At 43.8% G+C, this 18,616-nt stretch carries 14 protein-coding genes; 7 read left to right on the forward strand and 7 right to left on the reverse strand.

Going from position 1 to position 18,616, the window contains the following annotated elements:
• Positions 1-76 precede the first annotated feature (76 nt).
• Genes D1136_RS07220 through D1136_RS07235 form a run of 4 tightly spaced genes read left to right on the forward strand, consistent with a single transcriptional unit; the run spans position 77 to position 7,414 of the window.
• Positions 77-3,658, forward strand: a complete 3,582-nt coding sequence (locus D1136_RS07220) for a SusC/RagA family TonB-linked outer membrane protein (RefSeq protein WP_161876957.1) — start codon at positions 77-79, stop codon at positions 3,656-3,658.
• Positions 3,659-3,672: 14 nt separating this feature from the next.
• A complete protein-coding gene (locus D1136_RS07225; protein ID WP_161876958.1) occupies positions 3,673-5,133 on the forward strand; it encodes a RagB/SusD family nutrient uptake outer membrane protein in 1,461 nt (486 codons plus the stop codon).
• A 21-nt stretch (positions 5,134-5,154) separates the two neighbouring features.
• Entirely contained in the window at positions 5,155-6,078 is a 924-nt protein-coding gene (locus tag D1136_RS07230; RefSeq protein WP_161876959.1) for a hypothetical protein, read from the forward strand.
• Positions 6,047-7,414, forward strand: coding sequence for a TlpA disulfide reductase family protein (locus D1136_RS07235; RefSeq protein ID WP_237567014.1), 1,368 nt, complete (start codon positions 6,047-6,049; stop codon positions 7,412-7,414). Before D1136_RS07230 ends, D1136_RS07235 begins: the two co-directional genes overlap by 32 nt.
• Before the next feature lie 36 nt (positions 7,415-7,450).
• Here D1136_RS07235 and D1136_RS07240 read toward each other — a convergent pair whose 3' ends face one another.
• The 6 genes from D1136_RS07240 to D1136_RS07265 form a co-directional block, all read right to left on the reverse strand.
• On the reverse strand, positions 7,451-8,227 hold the full coding sequence (locus D1136_RS07240; RefSeq protein WP_161876960.1) for a TIGR02757 family protein: 777 nt from the start codon (positions 8,225-8,227) through the stop codon (positions 7,451-7,453).
• Positions 8,224-8,931 (reverse strand): tRNA (5-methylaminomethyl-2-thiouridine)(34)-methyltransferase MnmD, encoded by a 708-nt coding sequence (gene mnmD, locus D1136_RS07245; protein ID WP_161876961.1) that lies wholly within the window; start codon positions 8,929-8,931, stop codon positions 8,224-8,226. The genes D1136_RS07240 and mnmD overlap by 4 nt, the downstream gene beginning before the upstream one ends.
• A 1-nt stretch (position 8,932) precedes the next feature.
• Positions 8,933-9,958: a low specificity L-threonine aldolase gene (locus D1136_RS07250; protein WP_161876962.1), complete on the reverse strand. Its 1,026-nt coding sequence runs from the start codon at positions 9,956-9,958 to the stop codon at positions 8,933-8,935.
• A 72-nt stretch (positions 9,959-10,030) separates the two neighbouring features.
• Positions 10,031-10,468, reverse strand: coding sequence for a hypothetical protein (locus D1136_RS07255; protein WP_161876963.1), 438 nt, complete (start codon positions 10,466-10,468; stop codon positions 10,031-10,033).
• Position 10,469: 1 nt separating this feature from the next.
• Complete coding sequence (locus D1136_RS07260; RefSeq protein ID WP_161876964.1) at positions 10,470-11,708, reverse strand: hypothetical protein; 1,239 nt, start codon at positions 11,706-11,708, stop codon at positions 10,470-10,472.
• Positions 11,690-12,694, reverse strand: coding sequence for a hypothetical protein (locus D1136_RS07265; protein ID WP_161876965.1), 1,005 nt, complete (start codon positions 12,692-12,694; stop codon positions 11,690-11,692). Before D1136_RS07265 ends, D1136_RS07260 begins: the two co-directional genes overlap by 19 nt.
• 179 nt (positions 12,695-12,873) lie before the next feature.
• Between D1136_RS07265 and D1136_RS07270 the strand changes: the two genes are divergently transcribed.
• Together D1136_RS07270 and D1136_RS07275 are read left to right on the forward strand one after the other, a co-directional pair.
• Positions 12,874-14,541, forward strand: a complete 1,668-nt coding sequence (locus tag D1136_RS07270) for a putative transporter (protein ID WP_161876966.1) — start codon at positions 12,874-12,876, stop codon at positions 14,539-14,541.
• Positions 14,542-14,554: 13 nt separating this feature from the next.
• Complete coding sequence (locus tag D1136_RS07275) at positions 14,555-15,349, forward strand: C40 family peptidase (RefSeq protein WP_161876967.1); 795 nt, start codon at positions 14,555-14,557, stop codon at positions 15,347-15,349.
• Here D1136_RS07275 and D1136_RS07280 read toward each other — a convergent pair.
• Positions 15,324-15,971, reverse strand: a complete 648-nt coding sequence (locus D1136_RS07280) for a WbqC family protein (protein ID WP_202623092.1) — start codon at positions 15,969-15,971, stop codon at positions 15,324-15,326. The genes D1136_RS07275 and D1136_RS07280 overlap by 26 nt on opposite strands.
• Positions 15,972-16,595: 624 nt before the next feature.
• Between D1136_RS07280 and D1136_RS07285 the strand changes: the two genes are divergently transcribed.
• Positions 16,596-18,590: an alpha-amylase family glycosyl hydrolase gene (locus tag D1136_RS07285; RefSeq protein WP_161876968.1), complete on the forward strand. Its 1,995-nt coding sequence runs from the start codon at positions 16,596-16,598 to the stop codon at positions 18,588-18,590.
• Positions 18,591-18,616: the final 26 nt, after the last annotated feature.

Below are 18,616 nucleotides of genomic sequence, written 5' to 3' on the forward strand. Positions count from 1 at the left end.
AAGAGGACCGGCCGGTGTTGCGACCACCGACCGGTCCGCAAGGTGTATGTTTAATAATAACATAGTTTACAAATTTATGAAGAAAAAACGATTATTGGGATTCGTTTTTGAGAAAAACGGACTTGGGAAATTTTTTTTAGTTATGCGATTAACGGTGTTGCTAATGTGTTGCTTTGTATTGGGCAGTTATGCCAATGGCTTGGCTCAATATAAGCTTAATGTTAAGCTTGGGGAGACCACGTACAAAAATCTTTTTGAGGAGATTCGTAAGCAAACGGGCTGTATTGTGATGTACAGTGATGATATGCTGGATAAAAACGGAAAAGTACAAGGGGACTTTCAGAATGTGGATTTGGAGGAAGTTTTGTCTTTGGTGCTTTTGGGAAAAGGACTGACTTTTGAAAAGGATGCGGAGTTTATTATCCTTTTAAAGGATAAAAATTATGGGTTGCCTCAGCAAAAGACTGTGAAGGTTGAGGGGTATGTGAAAGATAAGCAGGGGAATGTTTTGCCGGGAGTATCTGTTTTTATCAAAGGAACTTCGATGGGTGTGGCTACTAATATGGATGGGTATTATACCATTGAAGTGCCGGTTATGGAGGGCATCGAACTGACTTATTCTTTTATCGGAATGAAATCTAAATCGGTTGCCCTCAACGGACGGAAAAATGTGGATGTGGTGCTGGAGGAAGAGGTCAATGAGATGAACGAAGTTATTGTTACGGGTTATCAAAAGGTAGAACGCCGGAAGTTAACCTCTTCTATCACTACGGTTAAGATGGAAGATTTGAAAACCATTACCCAGCCGAATATTGATAAGTTATTGCAGGGCCAGGTTCCGGGCATGACCATTATGAGCACATCCGGTGCGCCGGGAGCTGTGCCCCAGATACGTATTCGCGGTACTTCTACTATTAGCGGAAATACTCAGCCATTGTGGGTTGTGGACGGTGTTATCCTGGACGACCCTGTGGATGCGACCGTGGATGATATTCTGAATAACCGGAATTTGATTGCTTCCGGTATCGGGGGAATAAATGTAGAGGATATAGAGACTATTAACGTGCTGAAAGATGCGGCGGCTACAGCTATTTACGGAACGAAAGCGGCGAACGGAGTGATTGTGATTACTTCTAAGAAAGGAAGTGCCGGTAAGACCAGGATTAATTATACCAGTCATATTTCTGTGGGTATGCGTCCGCGCATGGAAGATGCTTATACGATGAATTCCAAGGAACGCATTGACGTTAATATGGAAATGATTCGCAACGGATCTTTTACGGCTACTTCGAACGGAACGGGAAAATACGGCACTGCTTCGGATTTTGAACGTTATTTTATTGATGTGCATGATCATAAGCTGACCTGGGATCAGTATGAAGATAAAGTAAAAGAATTGGAAGAGGTGAATACGGATTGGTTTAAGCATTTGTTCCGGAATTCCATAACCCACAAACATAGTTTAAGTATTTCGGGAGGAGATGAAAAGACCACGTTTTATTTCTCAGGCAGTTACATGGACGACCAGGCAACGGCAAAAGGTGTCGGACAGCAAACGTATACCGGGACGGTGAAAGTGTATACCCATATCCGGAAGAACTTGCGTGTGGGGGGGATGATGGATGTCAATGCCCGGGAGAACAAAAGTTTTTTTGCAACAGACTCCAGGGAAAATCCTTACGAATGGGCGATTTATACTACCCGTGCCCATCGTGCCTATGATAAAGATGGAAATTATAATTACATGTATTATAATGGAATGCAGTATAATTTCATGGAAAACCGCAATGAGGGCTGGCGGAATGCCAAAGGTTTCAGTATCCGCGGGACATTGGATGTGGAATGGCGCTTGTTGCCTGATTTGATTTTTACCAGCTTGTTTTCTTTCAGCAAACAGAATACCGTGGATCAGGATGTGGCTACCGATAAGAGTTATTTTGTAAAAAAGAGAAAAGAAGATGTAACGGAATTGCAGGGAACTACTTCCGTACAGTTGTGGTATGACGGTGGTTACCGGAAATCGAAATCCAGCAACAACAGTTCAATTACTTTCCGCAATCAGTTGGCTTACATGCCGGTGATAAATGACGATCATCGTTTTGATGTTATGGTCGGCCAGGAAGTCCGGACTTCTAAATATGAAGAAGAAATGACGGAACTTTACGGGTATGCTCACGACCGGGGACATCAGTTGGTGCCTCAGTGGAGTTTGATTGAAAGTTACGGTTCTCCTTATTGGAATGAGAGTCTGAATAATTCCGCCGCTGTATCTTGGTATGGTGTGGCCGGTTATACTTTCCGGAATCGTTATACTGTTAGTTTCAATGCCCGGGCGGATGGTTCCAATCGTTTCGGAATCAAAACCAATGATTTGTTTCAGCCGTTGTGGTCGGTGGGATTCAATTATCAGATGAAAGAAGAGAATTTTTTAATGGATAAGGAATGGTTGAGTTATCTGACTTTGAGAGGTTCCTACGGTAGTCAGGGTAATGTGGCTTCTCAGGCTTATTCTGATTTGATTGCCACCATCGGTACGTTGGATGGTGTGAATAAGGACAATTACCTGGTTATTTCCGCTCCTAAAAATCCGAATCTGAAATGGGAGAAGAATTATACGACTAACCTGGCTTTGGAATTCGGATTGTGGAAACGCCGTTTGTACGGAGCTGTGGAGTACTATAATAAGAAAGCTGTGGACTTGTTGGGTAACCGTCAGGTTTCCCAGGTTTCCGGTTTCACTTCTGTACAGGTGAACTGGGCTTCTATGCGGAATACGGGCTGGGAGTTGTCTTTGAATTCTATCAATATTGATACGGAAGCTTTCCGATGGAGTACGAATTTTAATATCGGGTATAATAAAAATAAGGTATTGGATGTATATACGAATCCGGGAGTGTCTGATCTGACGAATGCCCAGCGGAGCAACTATGCGACTTCGGCCGTTGTCGGAAAACCGATTAATGGATTGTGGTCCTATCGTTTTGCTGGTCTGAATGAGGAAGGACGCGCTACCTTTTATAATGAGAAAGATGAAAAGGTGCTTTGCGGTATGGACAATGTAGACGGTTTGGTTTATTCGGGCACTACCATGCCTCCGGTTCAAGGCGGATTGACCAATACTTTTAATTACAAGAAATTTACTTTGTCTGTTTTATTGGTGGGTAGTTTCGGGAATGTTATCCGTTTGAGGAACCTGACCCAGGGGGCTATCTGTTCTTATCCTGACCCTTTACAGAATCTGTCTAAAGAATGGGTTTACCGCTGGAGGGAAGAGGGGGATGAATATAAGACCAATATTCCCCGTCTGGAATCCAAATATGATGATGTATTGACGAGAAAGTCTCCGGCTAACGGTAAAATGTATGATAACAGTGATTTGAGGACGGTGAACGGTAATTTTGTCCGTTTGCAGAATCTTTCTTTGAGTTATGATTTATATACTCCGAAAATGCGTTCTCTGGGTATACAGAATATCCGTTTTATGGTGCAAGGGAATAATCTGCATGTATGGCATAACCGGAAACTGAAAGGTCAAGACCCGGAAGCTACCGGTTCGGTGATGAAGTATTCCAATACAAGAACGGCAAATGTGTCTTTTGGTAACACTTATTTACCTCTGGCCCGTTCTTATTCGTTCTCTTTGTCTGTACAATTTTAATGATTTGAAGCTTTATGAAAAGAATATTATATGTTAGTTTACTCTGTTTGGGTACTTTATCGTTTAGCGGCTGTAATCATCTGTTGGATATTAAGCCGGTGAATAGTATGATTCCGGTGTCTGTGGAGGATTATGAGGCGGTGTTGGTTGGCGGATATCCGAAAACGGAGTTTTTTATGAAAACGGAGTTGATGACGGATAATGTGTATGCAAACCTGTATTGTACTTATGATGCTCCCAAAAATCAGGAACCTTGGTATGTATGGGCTTCAACCCATCAACTTCCGGATGAGGAAAACGATGCTTATTGGGGACAGTTGTACAGTTCTGTTTATTATGCCAATACGATATTGGATGAATTTGAGCAGCGTGTTCCTTCGGAATCGGAGAAAGAGCTGTTTGAAACAGTAAAAGGTGAGGCTTATGCTTTGCGGGCATACAGTTATTTCTATTTGGTGAATTTGTATGCTGATGTTTATGGTAAGGATAACCTGGATAAACCGGGGGTGCCTATGCCTTTAACAGCAGAGGATGTGCATAAAAATACGCATGACAATGTTCGTGAACCGATTGGGAAAGTGTGGGAACAAATCGTAAAGGATTTGAATGAAGCGACAAAGTATCTGGCCGGTAAAACCCCTAAGAGCAAGTTTCGTTTTGATAATACTTCTCTGGAGTTGCTGAAGGCAAGAGTATATCTGTTCATGGAAAATTGGGATGCGGCCATTGCAGCGGCTTCGAAGGTAATCGGTATAAAGTCTTTGTTCGATATGAACGGTTTGCAGGCCCGGATTGACGAGGAAGGAAAATCGCGGTTATTCGGTTTGACTTATGGTTTGCTGGATGCGGGCTATGATAAGGAAGTATTGTTTTTTACCGGAGGAATAGGTAACGGTAATATATTTTACTACAGTACACAGGTGTTTAAGCCGGTGGAGGAACTGCTGACGTTATGCGGACAGGACGGGCGGCATGATTACCGGAGGTATATTTATGAGTCTTTCAGTGACCTTTCTACCAATGCGGGCAAAGAAGCTGGTCCGACAACATATCACATGTACGGTTATCAGGGGGGAAAATTCTATTACATCGGCTTGAAACTGAGTGAGGCCTACCTGATCCGGGCTGAGGCATATGTGCGTCGTAATCAGGGAGCTGATGACCTGGAGAATGGTTTGAAGGACCTGAATACTTTGTTGGGAAAACGGATTGCCGATTATACGGATTTTGTTGTATCTGATTTTGACGGGGCCACTTCCATTCTGAACCGGATTTGGACGGAACGCCGTATTGAACTGGCTTTTGAAGGCGGAATGCGCTGGTTTGACCTGCGGCGTCAGGGAAAACCCGAAATCAGTCATGTGTATCAAAACGGAACGGAATATACATTGAAGCGGAATGATTTGAAGTATGTTCTTCAAATTCCGGAATCGGAACAGAAAAACAGTCCGAATATGCCTGTAAATCCCAGATAATAATTCAAAAAAACAGCTAATATGAAATTTATAAATATTTATCTGATATTGTCCGTACTGGCTTTGTTGGTGTGCGGATGTGATAATGAAAACGATCCGGTAGCTTCCGAAAATTTAGGATTTACTACTATTTTCGGTCCGGATGAGAATGCCGATCCGATTGTGAAAGAATTGTACCAGAAATATGGGGTGTGGGTGAGAATGGATTTTACCGATCAGGTGGAGGTGACCAATGGTATTTTGGGGGCTGAAGTGAACTGGTGTACTGTAGTGAAAATTTTAGATGAAGACCGCCAGAATGCTTTGACTTATATAAGCACTTTGATGAGCCATGTCGATCCGGGATTTGCCAAGAAATACTTTCCGTTGGAGTTTTTCTTTGTCAATAAATATGTTGCCGGATGGCCCAAGGAACTGGCTCCTATCGGGCGAAGCCGTTTGTTGATAACCTGGCCTTACCTGTACGGAATAGAGGTGAATGATCCGGCTAATTATTATTATGAGGATGACGGAATGACCTGGCAGGTATGGAGTGAGGTGGCAAGTATGATTACCTCGCGGATGGCTGAGCCGGTGGCTGATTTTGCCAATGCCGGAAAGGCTTATGACGGTGGAGCTGCCCGTGATCAGATGTGGGCTGAATATGAGAAGGACGATGATTGGGAAAAGGTACAGGCTACGAAGCAGGCTATTTGTGATGCCGGCGGACACATCAGTTTTTCGGGCAGTGTTTCTTTTGAGGTAGACTTTGCCCAATGGTTGACGACTGTGCTGACTACTTCCTATGATAATATTAAGGCTTGGTATCTGGATGGCGGAAAGACTTATCAGGATAAATACAATGCCTTGATAAAATTCTTTAATGAAGAGGGATGGGACATTCAGGCTGCCGGTAATCTTTATCAGAAAAAGAATGATGCATATTATGAATCGCAGGATGAATAATATCGGAATTTATATTGGATTGATGCTGATTTTGGGAGCTTGTTCTCCCAAATCAGCGTCTACTGTTCATTTATACGGACAGTTGCAGGATATGGGGCGTCAGGATGTTCTGATGCGTTATGACGGTGCGGCTTCTTTGTTGGGAGACAGCAGGGATATTATTCTGCATACGGACCAGGCCGGACGTTTTGATACTGTTTTATCGTGGGAGAAACCGGTTTATTATTCCATTTGCCGGAATACGCTTTACTTGTCACCGGGGGATGAATTGGAAGTGAAGGTTACCCAGAATAATCTGGAAGCAGAGTTTCGGGGACGGGGGGCGGAAGCTAATATTTACCTGAAAGAACGTTTGTTTCCCAAAGGAGGTTCTTTTCTGGAGGGAGGGGCTAATGTAAAAACGGATTTCCGGCAGACCCGCCGGGTGATAGACAGTCTGGCCGGTTTACGTGAAAGGCAGTTGGAGGAGTTGCAGGGTGTTTCGGCAGAATTTAAGGCTTTGGAAAAAGCACGTATTTACGCTGATGTGATTAACAGTTATTTGTATTACGCCTCTTATGCCCCGGAGTATGAGGGTAAAAGCAGGGATGAGATAGATATTGCAGAACAGGCTAACATCGGGGAGGCATTGGCTGAGGTGAAGGAGAAGGTTGGGTATTTGAGTGATGACCGTTACCTGGATGTTGCTGTGGTAAGGAATATTCTGTTTTATCGTGAAGAGCCGGGGTATTGTCGTTATTTTGAAGATTATACATTGAGTCCGTTGGGTCGGGAGTTGTTTGTGGGTTATGAAAAAGTGGCTGCCTTACGACATAATTTGACCCTTGAATTAGTAGAAGAAATTCAGGCTTATACGGCAACTATGCAAGAAAGGGAGTTAGCCCGGGAGATAGACAATAAATTGGAACAGGCAGCCCGTTTATTGCCCGGTCGTCCGGCTCCGGATTTTGTGATGGTGGATATTGCCGGAAACCAGAAGAAACTTAGTGACTTTAAAGGGAAGGTGCTTTATCTTGATTTGTGGGCTACCTGGTGCGGGCCTTGTATTCAGGAGTCTCCGGCTTTTACCGCATTGAGCAAGAAATATCCGGAAATCTTGTTTCTGCAGATTTCCCGGGATGAACATCCGGGGAGCTGGAAAAATTATCTGGCTCGTAAGCCCGCCGTTCTGCCTCAGTATAATTCCGTGGATCTGAATCTGGTGGAGGGATGGCAGTTGTATTATATCCCCCGTTTTATTTTGATTGACCAGGAGCAGAAGATTATAAACGCTTATGCCCCCCGTCCTTCTTCGGAGGAAATTATTCCTTTACTGGATAGTCTGACCGGTAAGTAATTGACTGAAAGCCTGTCCTTGCGTGGGGCAGGCTTTTTATTTGTTTGTGTTATTGAAGGCTCCTAATCCGAAGAGGGCAAAGTCGTATCGGATGGGATCGTCCGGGTCGAATGTGCGGAGACGGCCGGTTAGCTCTTTGACGGCACGTGCATCATTTTGTTTGCGGGTGAGTAGTCCCAGCTGGCGGCTGATGTTCCCGGTGTGCAAATCCAATGGAATGAGTAAAGCCGATGCCGGTATGCCTTTCCACAATCCGAAGTCTATTCCGCTTTGGTCTTTCCGGACCATCCATCTCAGAAACATGTTTATTCTTTTACAGGCCGAACCTTTTTCAACGCAGGCGATATGACGCAGCACTCGCGGTTCTGCCGGGAGGATGGTGAAAGCGGTGTACCAGCACCGGAGTACTTCAAACATGTCTTGGTGTTCTTGCCAGGCTGTGGTGAAAACCTTTTCCAAGCCCCCTTGTCTGCGGTAGATTTCTGCTAAGGATTGTATGAAATAGCAGCAATCGTAACCGTTGAATGTACGGTGTTTGAATTGGTGGAAGCGGTGAAAATCGGAGTCTGAAGCGTGCAGGATAAAGTCATAGGGGGTGTATTCCATCAGTTGCATCAGTTCCCTGCATTTTTTTATGATTGTAGGGCGCTGTCCCCAAGCCAGGGAAGCTGCCAGGAAACCGGATATTTCAATGTCTTCCTTGTCTTCAAACATTTTTGGGATTTGTATGGGGTCTGTTCCGATAAAAAAATCCGAACGGCAGTACTCGGTATATTTTTCGTCTAACAGTTGTTTGAGTTCTTCGGATGTCATGGCGTAGGATGTGTGATTGGTAAAGTTTTTTTCGCCCTTAGCATTTCCCGTTTACCCGGTGGACCGGGGAGGCGTTTGAGTGTAAACCCGACTGTTCGCAAGGCTTGTTTTACTATGCCTTTGACGCAATAAGTCACTAACAGGCTTTCCGGAAGCATGGCCCGGTAAAATCGGGTAAAAACTTCGGTCGTCCATAAATGAGGTTGTACGTCCGGGTTGAAAGCATCGAAATAGACAAGATGGAACTGTTCGGGGAAGTGAATCTCCCGGAAATCCTGCCGGTGTTTGCAAAAGCGGAAATCGGAGGTGATTTGCTGTTCTTTTTCCCAAGGACAATCGTGCAATTGGTAAAATAACCCGCTATGGGGAAAACCGATATTTTCCGGATAGTTGAGCCGGCTGATTTCTTCTGTGGTTAAGGGATATTTTTCAATGGTGTGGTAGCATACGGGGCATTGCAGTTCGCCGGCCCGGATGAGAGTGAGATAGGCATTTAATCCGGTGCCGAACCCGGCTTCCAGAATGTGCAGGGGAGAGGAGGAAGTTACCCTTTCCGGAAAGGTTTCCAGAAAATATTCCATTCCCGCATGCAAAAAGATATGCCGGGATTCCTGAATGGCTCCGTGAACGGAATGATAATGTTCGTCCAATTGAGGAACATACAGGGTGGAACTGCCGTCTTCCGTCGGAATTATTTCATGCATATCAGCAGATTTCCTTTCTGAGCAGGTTTACAAATTCTATGATGTCGTTTTCGGTGGTATCGAATGAGCATACCCAGCGAACTTCCGATGCGTTCTCATCCCATACATAAAAGAAGCACTCTTTTTGCAAGGCTTTGATTTTTTCACGGGGGATGATGGCAAATATTTCGTTGCCTTCTACTTCCTGGGTGATACGTATACCGGGAATTTTGGCTGCTTCGTTAGCCAGCATCCGGGCCATGCGATTGGCATGGGCAGCTGATTTAAGCCATAGTCCGTCTTTCAGAATGGCTAAGAATTGAGCCGCTATAAAACGGGTTTTGGAATGCAGTTGCATGTATTGTTTCCGCAGGTATTTTACTTCTTTGGCTACCGAGGTATTAAAGAAGATAACGGCTTCTCCGAACATCATTCCGTTTTTGGTACCCCCGAAACTCAGTACGTCAATTCCTGCATTCCGGGTGATGTCCTGCGGATTGCAACCCAAATGGGCTATGGCATTGGAGAGGCGGGCTCCGTCCATGTGGACATATAAACCGTGAGCATGGGCGTAATCGCAGATTTCTTTCAGCTCTTCACAAGTATACACAGTACCCAATTCTGTACATTGGGTTAAAGATATGATTTTGGGTTGTACATGGTGCTGATTACCGAAATCGTGCAGGTGATTGGTGATTAAACCGGTAGTTAATTTTCCGTTGAATGTGGGGACTGTTAATAATTTACAACCGTTTTGTTTTTCAATGGCCCCGCATTCGTCGACATTGATATGAGCTGTTTCCGCACAAATAATGGCTTCATAGGAATGGGTAAAGGCAGAGAGACTCAGTATGTTGGCTCCTGTTCCGTTATAAACAAAGAATACTTCGATATCTCCTCCAAAAATTTCCCTGAATCGGGATTCTGCCTTTTCAGAATAAATATCTTCTCCATAGGAGTGTTGATGTCCGTAGGCGGCTTCTTCCAAAGCCTTGAATACTTCCGGCAGTACCCCGGAGAAATTATCGCTGCCAAAACCTCGTATCATAATTGAAAGATTAAGCTATAAATGACAGCCAAAGATATGAATTAAAAGTGAAAATCAAGCCGTATCATTTTTTCACCTGATTATTTTCACTTTTCGTACTACTTCTCCCCGGTTAGTCATCCCTTCGATGACAATGCGGTAAGGCCCTCCGGTATCGGATGTGTAGAAATATAATTCTTTTTCCCGGTCTCCGGGTATAAGTCGGACAGCCGGATTCCAATAGAGTGTAGAGCGTTCATCCCGTTCGGGATTGTCCCGTTTCTCTGCAATTTCATACCTGGGATGATAAAATTCAACGGGCGTGTGATAGCCCAGAGGGGTACATTGTATAAAATCCAGCCGGCAGCTACCGGGGTAAAAACTGCAACCTGGCTTGAGATAAATGTAAATGTCTAACGTAGTGGCCTGCAACCTGTCTTTTACGTATCCTATCCGTTCGATATTTTCTATCGGAATGGTATTTAATAAATTGGGGATATCTTCTCCGGCAAATACTTTTGTGATGTCCAAATCATTTACAAAAACAGAGGCTGGTATTTTTTTGTAAACGTGTGTAGAGGATGCGGTGTCTTGCTGCTGAATCTTTTTTTATCCATGCTCCGGGAATTTTCCTGATCCATTCCTCTAATGAATGGATGTTTTCTTCCCGGATATCCCGGGCTTCGAGAATTTGTTCGGCAATGTGCTCAAAGTTTCCCAAATATGTCGAGTCATTTCGTCGGACCACTTCTGCTTCTCTGAGCATATATATTTTCCGGCCTTCATTGTAATAAACTCCTGTAGTTGGTACTTTTGAGAATTCCTGTTCGGTCGGGAAAGATTTTTTTTCTTGTGAGGTATCTGTCAGTATTATTTTTTCTGGAAACAGGGGATTTTGAGGTGGCCTCAGGGAATCATTGTCTATGAATAGTTCCACCCATTTCGAGTTTTTTGCGGTCAATGCCTGGAATATGAATGTTGTTTTTTCGGGGAATTGTACATTCAGCAGGAATCTGCTGTTACTGTCTACTTCTACCTGTTTCAGCAGGTTTAATTGTGGTGCGATGGCAAATAATTTGGGATTTTTTGCCTTTTTTCCCCAGTAATTCCGGATTACTCCCGAAATAGCCTGGGATAGTTCGAGAAAAAAAGGCATGGGTTTTCCTATACCCTGAGTTGCTTTTTCTACATCAAATCTTTGCCATCCCTGGGTTGCCAGCATGATGTCCATCATTCTTTTTCTGTATGGGAATGGAATTGTCCTGTCGAAATACCAGCCTGGTGTTTCCACCTGCCCTTTCAGATCGGAGGATAACAGGAAATAGTTTACAATGTTTTTATCCCACCTTTTTTCGGGAGCCAGAAGGGAATCGGTTACTGCCACCGAGCAACTTAGTGTATCTTTTCCTATGAATGAGACGGATAGGAGTACACAATCTCTTTTGTGGTGTTTCTGTTTGCCGGTTTGTATGGTGAGGTTTTGTTTTTCTTCAGGAAAAATGAAAGACATTCTTGAGCTATAGATTTTTCCGTCTTCATCAATAAGTACTCCCTGCACGATACCTGGTGGCAATTCTTTAACAGGCAAGATGCCGTTCCAGAAAGGCCCGGCCCGGTTGATTGCAATTAATTTTCCACGACAATGAACGAGTACATATAGTTTTTTTTCAGCGTGAAATTCCGGAGTAGCCGGACAGGAATACCTGATGACAGAATCCGAAACTTCGGCATGAAGGATGATGCCTGTTGTTTTTACTTGCGGTAGTTCCACTTTTTTTCGGTTCCGTCCGGCATTTTTACCATAGCGTAATATTCTTCTCCTTCCTTAACTTCGAATGTAAACCTTCCCATTCCCCGGTGTGATGAGGCGAAGGGGGTGACCATACCCGTAGTTTTGCCATAAATGCATCCATATATGTCTATTCCGAATCCGTCTGTTCCTACTGCTTTCAGATTGATTTGCGAGCGGATACCGGCCAGGAGGTACCCTCCTTCCGGGAAGAACTGCACGTCGGCATCTACGGTATCAGTTAACTGTGGAACACGGGAAAAAGTCTGATACTCCACAGGTTTTTTATTTAAAAACTGTATTTTCAAGGTAGTGATACTATCTTTTTTTCTTAGGGTAAATTTGCCCCAGCCGTTTGAATTGGTTCTGACAATGTCTTTCTGGATTTCTTTTTGGCCTTTATACATTCTGCAATCGAGAAATGTGCCCGGAAAATATGTGTTTTGTTTAGTTATAAATCTGAAATACAGTATTTTATCTCTGCTTTCTGTCTCCTCCCATTGTGTTTGTCTTTGCAGGTCGGGCCATTGCGTGTTTTCTATTTCGATATTCTTATGGAAGTAGAATTGTTCGTCGAAATTTTGCATCCAGTATGTGAAAGCCCTTAGTTTATAGGTACCGGAAGGCAGATATTTGTCAAGAGGCAGAGTTCCGTGGAATACCCCTTCTTTTTCCATTACTTTGAGCTGTCCGACGAGTTCTTCTTTCGGATTGTATAGTTCAACGTAGATAAAACGGCTGTACAGGGTCGGGAGATGTGAAGCGGCTTCTGTGCGGAAGGCACGGAAGCGGATGTGTTCTCCCGATATGTAATGAGATTTGTCTGTATGCAGATAGACCTTTTCCTGAAACTCCTGCTGGCAGCTGGCATTGAACCTTGAGCCGATGTTGTAAGTTTCAGGAGGACGTTGTGCGTTTACCGTCAAACAGTATAGTAATGGAAAAAGCAGCCGGTATTTTTTTATCATCAGGATGTAGGTTTAGGTAAACATTTACTGTTCCTCTCTTTGTCCAATTTTAACAAATATATTTCAACTTTACAAAATTTTGTCGATTAAATATGGTAACATTTAATCCGTTTAAAATTTTATACTCCTGTCAGAATTTGTAAATTTGCACCTTTATTTGTAAGGATTATTCAAAGATTATGGAATGGCTGTCTGAATTATTTTTTGGGTCCGGAATCGGACATTCAATCTTGTTGGTTGCCGTAGTGATTTTCATCGGTATTTTTCTGGGAAAAATTAAAATTGCCGGTATTTCCCTGGGCATAACATGGATTCTTTTTGTGGGGATTCTTTTTAGTCATTTTAATATGAGGATGGACGCTACTGCCTTGCATTTTCTGAAGGAGTTCGGGTTGATTCTGTTTGTGTATTCAGTGGGGTTGCAGGTGGGACCGGGATTCTTTTCTTCTTTTAAAAAGGGAGGGGTTACCTTGAATGTGTTGGCTGTGCTGATTGTTTTGTTGGGTGTGGTTGTTACGTGCGTCCTTTATAAGGTAACGGGTTTACCCGTTACTACCATGGTAGGTATTTTATCCGGAGCTGTTACCAATACGCCGGGACTGGGTGCGGCCCAGCAGGCTTATTACGACGTTACGGGAAATGAGGGCTCTGCTATTGCCATGGGATATGCTGTTGCTTATCCGTTGGGAGTTGTGGGGATTATACTGGCTATCATTTTAATCCGTTATATTTTCCGTATCAATTGTGCGAAAGAAAATGAATTGATGCAGAATCAGACGGAAGAAAAAGTGGCTAGTGCTACTCACGTGTCGTTAGTGGTGAAGAATCCGGCTTTGTTTGGAAAAGAAGTGGAGGAAATAGCCCACCTGATTGATAAAAAATTTGTCATATCGCGGGTTTTGCATCAGAACGAGGAGATGGAGATTGCCCATTCCCGTACGCATTTGGAGGAAGGAGACCGCTTGTTTGTGATAGCTGCCCAGCAAGACCTGAATCCGATTATTGCTTTTATCGGGGAAAAAATAGACATGCACCGGGCCGATTGGGTGCAGATGGATGCAAATTTGGTGCCCCGGCGTATTGTAATTACCCGGCCTGAAATCAATGGTAAAGCCTTGGGAGAATTGCATTTAAGGGGAGGATTCGGAGTGAATGTTACCCGGGTAAACCGTTCTGGGGTAGATTTGGTGGCCAGTCCGGGGTTGGAATTGCAGTTCGGAGACCGGGTGACGGTGGTCGGAACGGAAAAGAGTGTAGGGAATGTTGAAAAAGTATTGGGAAATACCTTGCGTCGTTTGCGGGAACCTAATCTGACACCGATATTTCTGGGGATAGCTTTGGGGATTTTGCTGGGGAGTATTCCTTTTGCTTTTCCGGGAATTCCGCAACCTGTGAAATTAGGATTGGCGGGAGGGCCGTTGATTGTGGCCATTCTGATCAGCCGTTTCGGCCCTCACTATAAATTGGTGACTTATACGACCATGAGTGCTAACCTGATGTTGAGGGAAGTCGGCATTGCGCTTTTTTTGGCTTGCGTTGGGCTGGATGCCGGTAGCGGGTTTGTGGAGACGGTGGTTAATGGTGGTTACGCCTGGATTGGGTATGGGTTTATTATTACTTTTTTGCCCTTGATTATTGTAGGATGTATTGCCCGGGGAATTTATAAACTGAATTATTTTACTTTGATGGGTCTGATTGCCGGGAGTACGACTGATCCTCCTGCCTTGGCCTATTCTAACGGGGTTGCGGGGAATGACCTGCCTTCAGTGGGGTATGCGACCGTGTACCCGTTAACCATGTTTCTGAGGGTTTTGACGGCACAATTGTTGGTGTTGTTTTTAATATAATAAAGTCCGGTCTATGGGGTTCGGTATTGCAGATTTGAGTATTATTCCGATGAGGAGTGAACAATCCGAAAGAAGTGAGATGGTTTCTCAGATTCTTTTCGGTGAGTTGTATGAGGTTCTGGAAATAACGGAAAAATGGATGTTTGTCCGTTTGGTACATGACGGTTATGAGGGTTGGATTGACCGGAAAATGCATTTGCCTGTCTCGGAGGAATATGCTGTAAAGTATCAGGAAGAAGAGCCTGTGCTGGCTGCTGAAATCTTTAATATTGTTACGAAAGACGGTGATTATGGGAATAAATTGCTGGTGTCCGGAAGTGCTTTCCCTTTTTTTGATGCGTCTACCAAGAAAATGCGACTGGGGGAGGATACGTATACGTTAGTCAGTAAAATGAAAGACGTGAGTATCGATAGCCTGAGGGATTTGCTCATCGGATATGCCCTGATGTATTACAATACCCCTTATTTATGGGGGGGGCGTTCTCCTTACGGGATTGATTGCTCGGGACTTGCCCAAATGGTTTATCGGATGGTTGGAGTGGCTTTGCCTCGGGATGCCTCGCAGCAGGTGGGGATAGGACAGGACCTTTCCTTTGTGGAAGAGGCTATGCCGGGCGACCTTGCCTTTTTTGGAGATGATGCCGGTGCGGTGACTCATGTCGGAATTATTTGGGAGCAGAATCGCATTATCCATGCTTCCGGTAAAGTCAGGGTGGATAAAATTGATCATCAGGGTATTTTTAATGAAGATTTAAAGCGTTATACCCATAATCTTAAGGTTATCAAACGTATTTTGGTTGAGGAGTAAGAAGTTTTTCTCGTGATTCGGGGCCGCAGCAAAACAGCAGGTCTAATATGCTGAGGTTCGAGGTGAAGGGAAAACGGTCGCTGAAAGTCTGGCGATAAGGTGAGAAGACGAATTCTATTTCCGTGTGTCGCCGGGCTGCTTTGGGATGGATGGCGTTGCGGAAATCGGTGTAAAGGGGATTGCCTTCCCGGATATAGTCTTCTGTCAGGCGTACAGTGCTATCCAGTTTCAGAAAGCCAAGTAGTTTTTCCAGAATGGCCTGGTTTAAATCCAGTAGCCAGGTTTCTTTTTTTTCAAAAAACGGAATCAGGTCGTCAATATAGTATTCAAAGTAAGGGGAATTTTTATAGGCGGAGATAATGCCCCGTAAGTGCATTTTTTGCCAGGGAGTAACGTATACGATCTTCAGGTCTTTCAGCAGGGTTTTACTGTTTGCTTTGTGTACGGGAACCGTCAAAGGGATAACCCCGTTTGCCGTCATGATTTCGCAGCGATTGCGATAACTTTGCTTCCCGAAATTTTCAAATTGCTCAATGAAGATCGTTTTGGCGTGTGCTATGGCAGAAAAATAGGCAATAGGGGCATAATATGCCGTATTCAGGAGCAGGTTTTCTATTTGCATGGCTTTTGTTTCTTTTGGGCAGGAATTCATCCTATGGTGCAAAAATAGGAAAAAAGAAGGTATTTATATGCATCCTTTACACTCAACGCGTGATTATTTTTCTGTTGTGTCCGGGATGGTTTTCGGCAGTATAACATTGAAAGATTGCATCGGCACAAGAGGAATGCATTTGAACAGACGAACCAGTGGCAGCTTTCATCAAAAAAGAATTTGATGTCTGAGATTTTTAAAATTGAGCTGGTTTTATCATGAATGTGTAGCAATAATTTAACAGTTTTGCTACTTCCGGATAACAATTATTTAATATGCAAATATTTTTAGTTAAAAGTTTGTAAATTGTTAATATTCTGTCTACCTTTCGAATGCTGAGTAACACTGTAACGGTTTTATATTCCGTTTCAGAAGAGGATTAGGTTTCGAAGAGAAAGCTTTGTTTTTTCCCTGAATTCCTGCAACTTTCTCTTTTGCAGATACGTAAAACGTTCGGTGAATCCTGAGAAGAGATAACGAGGAATTTAAAAGAGGTTCTTGGATTACTTAAGAAATGTGAGTGGTGTATACATTTGCCCGGCTAGGAAAGAAATCAGGATAAAGCGTCTGTTTAATGCTTAAAGAGATTGTAAGATGAAATTTAATATAACCGTCAATGATTCCTGGTTGGAGCCTTTCTTACCTGTTATACGCCGGCGGCATGAAAAAAGTCTGTTGAAGGAACTGGAGTTTACTGGGCGTCAGCAAAGGTTGTCGGATGTTTTTAATAATCATTTGTATTTTGGTTTACACCGGACGGAAGACGGGAATTGGGTATTCCGCGAATGGGCTCCCAATGCGGTGGCTATTTATCTGATTGGGGAGTCTAATGAGTGGCAAAAGAGGGAAAATTTCAGGTTATCTCCGATTGGGCAAGGGGTGTGGGAAGTGAAAATACCTGGAGACGAAATGTGGCACGGGATGAATTATAAATTATGGATAGAGTGGGAAGGTGGTTGTGGCGAGCGTATTCCTGCTTATGCCGATCGGGTTGTGCAGGATGATATTTCCAAAATCTTTACGACCCAGGTATGGGCACCGGAACAGCCTTATTGCTGGAAGCATAAGTCTTTGAAGCGTTGTTCCCATCCTCTGATTTATGAAGCTCATGTCGGTATGAGTATGGAAAATCGCCGGGTTTCTACTTTTAATGAATTTCGGGCTTACGTTTTGCCAAGGATTGCCGGGTTGGGATATAATATGATTCAGTTGATGGGTATTCAGGAACATCCGTATTACGGGTCTTTCGGCTATCAGGTGTCAAATTTTTATGCTGTGAGTTCACGTTTCGGTACACCGGATGATTTAAAGTGTCTGGTGGATGAAGCGCATGCGTATGGAATCGGGGTGATTATGGACCTTGTACATTCTCATGCTGTGCGAAATGAGCTGGAAGGACTTAGTTGTCTGGCCGGTGATTATAACCAGTATTTTTATAAAGGTGAAAAGGGAGAACATCAATTGTGGAATTCCCGTTGTTTTGATTATGGCAAGGATGAAGTGCTTGGTTTCTTGTTGTCTAATTGTAAGTATTGGGCTGACGAATTTCATTTTGACGGCTTCCGCTTTGACGGGATTACCAGTATGTTGTACTGGGATCACGGTTTGGGCCGTGATTTTACGGAGTATAAATTTTATTATGACGGAGACCAGGATGAAGATGCCATTACTTATCTGACGTTGGCCAATAAAGTGATTCATGAGGTGAATCCTGCTGCAATAACCATTGCGGAAGATATGAGCGGGATGCCCGGATTGGCTATGTCTGCGGAAGAAGGGGGCATCGGATTTGATTTTCGGATGAGTATGGGGGTACCGGATTATTGGATTAAGTTGATTAAGGAGAAAAAGGACGAGGAGTGGCATGTCGGGGATATGTTTTATGAACTGACCAATAAACGGGTGGAGGAACATACCATCAGCTATGCAGAGAGTCATGACCAGGCTATGGTGGGGGATAAGACTATCTTTTTCCGCTTGGTGGACAAGGAAATTTATACGGGGATGAGTGTCTTTGACCGTAATGTGGTAATAGACAGGGGGATCGCTTTGCATAAAATGATCCGTTTGCTGACTATTGCTACGGCAGGAGATGGATACCTTAATTTTATGGGAAATGAATTCGGGCATCCTGAGTGGATAGATTTTCCCCGCGAGGGTAACCACTGGAGTTATGAGCATGCCCGCCGTCAATGGAGCCTGGCAGATGATAGTAATCTGCGGTTCCGTTTTTTAAATGCTTTTGATGCAGCTATGCTCGGAATCGTGAAGCGGGTGAACTTTTTCGAATCTCTGCCGGAACCGCTTGTAAGGGATAATGAACGGCAGATTCTGGTATTTCGTCGGGGGGAATATACGTTTGTTTTTAATTTCAGTCCTGTACATTCTTATTCGGATTATATGTTTGATGCTGCTCCGGGTAAATATGTGGCGGTACTGGACACCGATAATGTCAGGTTTAACGGTTTCGGCCGGATTGATGAGCAACAGGAGCATTTTACGCTTTACCGGGAAGGACGTCATTTGCTGAGCCTTTATATTCCGGCACGGACTGCTTTTGTGTTGAGGTTGCAGGAAGAAAGAAAGTAATATTAAGATATAAAATAAAGATTTTA

Origin of the sequence: Odoribacter sp. Z80, assembly GCF_009935865.1 — a bacterium.
Taxonomy (GTDB): Bacteria; Bacteroidota; Bacteroidia; order Bacteroidales; family Marinifilaceae; genus Odoribacter.

Bases quoted from the DNA above. Each gene is read 5' to 3' on its own strand.
- D1136_RS07220 (WP_161876957.1), top strand. From the start codon at position 77: ATGAAGAAAAAACGATTATTGGGATTCGTTTTTGAGAAAAACGGACTT.
- D1136_RS07265 (WP_161876965.1), bottom strand. From the start codon at position 12,694: ATGATAAAAAAATACCGGCTGCTTTTTCCATTACTATACTGTTTGACG.
- D1136_RS07270 (WP_161876966.1), top strand. From the start codon at position 12,874: ATGGAATGGCTGTCTGAATTATTTTTTGGGTCCGGAATCGGACATTCA.
- D1136_RS07240 (WP_161876960.1), bottom strand. From the start codon at position 8,227: ATGACATCCGAAGAACTCAAACAACTGTTAGACGAAAAATATACCGAG.
- D1136_RS07235 (WP_237567014.1), top strand. From the start codon at position 6,047: ATGATGCATATTATGAATCGCAGGATGAATAATATCGGAATTTATATT.
- mnmD (WP_161876961.1), bottom strand. From the start codon at position 8,931: ATGCATGAAATAATTCCGACGGAAGACGGCAGTTCCACCCTGTATGTT.
- D1136_RS07275 (WP_161876967.1), top strand. From the start codon at position 14,555: ATGGGGTTCGGTATTGCAGATTTGAGTATTATTCCGATGAGGAGTGAA.
- D1136_RS07230 (WP_161876959.1), top strand. From the start codon at position 5,155: ATGAAATTTATAAATATTTATCTGATATTGTCCGTACTGGCTTTGTTG.
- D1136_RS07250 (WP_161876962.1), bottom strand. From the start codon at position 9,958: ATGATACGAGGTTTTGGCAGCGATAATTTCTCCGGGGTACTGCCGGAA.
- D1136_RS07280 (WP_202623092.1), bottom strand. From the start codon at position 15,971: ATGCAAATAGAAAACCTGCTCCTGAATACGGCATATTATGCCCCTATT.
- D1136_RS07225 (WP_161876958.1), top strand. From the start codon at position 3,673: ATGAAAAGAATATTATATGTTAGTTTACTCTGTTTGGGTACTTTATCG.
- D1136_RS07285 (WP_161876968.1), top strand. From the start codon at position 16,596: ATGAAATTTAATATAACCGTCAATGATTCCTGGTTGGAGCCTTTCTTA.